General features: G+C 64.4%; 2 protein-coding genes. Both read left to right on the top strand.

Features of this window, described 5'->3' with window-relative positions; genetic code table 11:
• On the top strand, positions 1 to 1,060 hold a 1,060-nt coding region (locus EN893_RS28610; protein WP_164901193.1), incomplete at its 5' end, for a GNAT family N-acetyltransferase.
• Positions 1,061 to 1,288: 228 nt separating this feature from the next.
• Positions 1,289 to 2,571: hypothetical protein (locus EN893_RS28605; protein ID WP_164901192.1), on the top strand; the 1,283-nt coding region annotated here is incomplete at its 3' end.

Genomic DNA, 2,571 nt, shown 5'->3' with positions numbered 1-2,571 from the left:
CTTCAACCCGAGTTTCCTGGCGCCCGCCATGCCGCGGCTGGAGGACCGCGAGGTGCGGCTGGCGGTCATCCGCGACGGCGACGAATACCGCAACCGGCTGCGCCTTCTGGTGCCGTTCTCGGTGGAACGGCCGGTGGTGCCGCTCGGCGTGCCGGTCATGCGCACATGGTCGAGCCCGTTCGGTCCGCTCGGCACGCCGCTGGTCGACCGCGACGATCCGGTCGGCGTCGTCGAAGACTTCTTCTCGATGCTGTCGCGCCCGCACCTCAAGCTGCCGAAAGTCTTCGTCCTGGCCGATGTCCGGCTCGATGGCCCGGTGGCGAGCCTGCTTGCCACCGTGGCCGAGGCGCGCGGCCTGACGCTGGTCACCACCGGCCAGATCCAGCGCCCGGCGCTGGAGAGCGAGCTCGATGGAGATGATTATCTGAAGGCCTCGCTGCGCGCGCACCATTATCGCGAGTTCCGCCGCCTGAAGCGGCGCCTTGGCGACCTTGGCAAGCTTGAGCATGTCGTGGCGCGCGGCCCCGAAGACATCCGCCATGCCATCGAAGGCTTCCTGTCGCTGGAAGCGGCCGGCTGGAAAGGCCGCGAACGCACCGCCATGGCGATCGACCGCTTCCGCGCCGCCTTCGCCCGCGAAGCCGTGCACCGGCTGGCCGAACAGGACATGTGCCGCATCCATTCGCTGACGCTCGACGGCCGCACCATCGCCTGCCTGATCGTCTTCGTCGAAGCCGGCATCGCCTATACCTGGAAGACGGCCTATGACGAGACGCTGGCCAGCTATTCGCCCGGCACGCTGCTGATGATCGAGGTGACCAGGCAGCATCTCGACGATCCCAACATCATGATGACCGATTCCTGCGCGGTGCCCGACCATCCGGTGATGAGCCGGCTATGGGCGGAGCGCAAGCCGATGGGCACGCTGGTGATCGGCCTGGCGCCGGATGCCGACCGCCTCACCCGCCAGGCCGCCTCGCAACTGCACCTCTACCGCGAGACCCGCAACATGGCCCGCCTGCTGCGCAACCGCATGAAGAGCCTGTTGGGGCGGCGCTGAGAAAAGGCAGGGTGCGGTTCTGGAGAATGGCACATCTTCGCTGCAATATTTGACGGGTGGGTGACCGGGAGTTTACTTCGGTTGCCAGCAGGCAAACGCGAATATTGATCTCTGCTTATAAAAAAACGAGATTTCTCGCAGAAATTTCCAGTGAAAGCCGATAAAACCTACTCGCATTCTTGTTCTTAATTCACGATAATCTAGTGATTCGGTAGCGATGAGAGAGAAATGTCGCTGAATCATGAGGCCAACGGCGCCCGGCACATCAGTGCGGAGGATAGCGCCGTTGTCCGAAGGGCCGACGAAGACTTCGACGAACTGATTCGAAGCATTCGAGCCGCAACGTATCAAGCTTTGCCTCTCTTCGAAGAGGAGCCCGTGACCGGATTGGCCCAGTCAGACACGCTGGCCGCCTCCCTCGGCTCGACTTCGGCCCGGACGGGCTCGAGCCAGGCCCGCGCCATGCGCGGCTCCTCGCCCTTGTCCAACGACAGGCTGGATCCACGTGCCGGTGACGACTCGGCGTGGTCGTTGGTTGACCACGATGTGGGCAGGCTTGATGCGCAAACGCACGATGCCGACGCTCCCGATACCGACAAATGGGAATTGCAGGAAGAGGTGGCGAAGCTGCAGCGCTTGCAGGATCGCACCTCGAAAGAGCTTGGGCGAAAATCGCGCGAGCTATCGATCGCGAGCAAGACCATTGCCGACCTGGAAGTCCAACTCAACAGGGCACGGCAGACCATTGCGCAAGCGGACAGGCATGCCGGCCAGCGCGCAACGCGGTTCCTCGAAGCGAATGTCGAGGTCGAGCGTCTGGGCCGGAACCTGGCGCGCGTGTCGGGGCAATTTCGCGACGAGATCATCGCCAGGCAAGCCGCAGAGCAGGCGCGTGAGGACGTTGCATCGCGGCTCGCCAGCTTGCAACAGGCCGCCATGCTGCTTCGTTCCAAGGTCGCGGATTACCAGCTCCACAACGAAAGACTGACCGGCAAACTGTCTGCGCAGATGCTGGTGCAGCAGGACCTGCAGGTGCGGCTGTCCACGCTCGAGCATCAGCGCGGCGTTCTCGGCGATTGCGCCGCCGCCGCGCAGGAGCGGGCCGTCGAACTTGAAAAGAGGTTGCGCTCGCTCCAGCGCAGCGCCGCCGATCAAAGCGTGGTCCGCGCAACGCCGAGGGTCGGGCAGCGCGCCGAGGACGTGGCCGAGTATCGGGGCCAAACCTCGGAAGCCGAGATCGCGACGTTGCGCCAGGAGCGCGACGCGGCGCGCCGAGACTATGGCGCGGTGAAGGTCCAACTCGCCGATCTCCGCTTGCGCGGCATGACCGACGAACTCGCGCATGCCCGTTGCCGCGATGAAAACCGCCAGCTTCATCAAAGGCTGGAAACGCTGACACGCCAGGATCCCCCCAGCGGACCGGCAGCCGATGACAATGCCGATCTCGCCAGCCGCCAGCAATTCGTCGAATGTCCGTTCGAGATCGGCATTGTCATCGGCTGCCGGTCCGC

The organism is Mesorhizobium sp. M7A.F.Ca.CA.004.04.2.1 (assembly GCF_004022825.1).
GTDB lineage: Bacteria > Pseudomonadota > Alphaproteobacteria > Rhizobiales > Rhizobiaceae > Mesorhizobium.
Note: the sequence above shows the minus strand (reverse complement) of the source record. Positions and strands in the feature narration are given on the sequence as shown.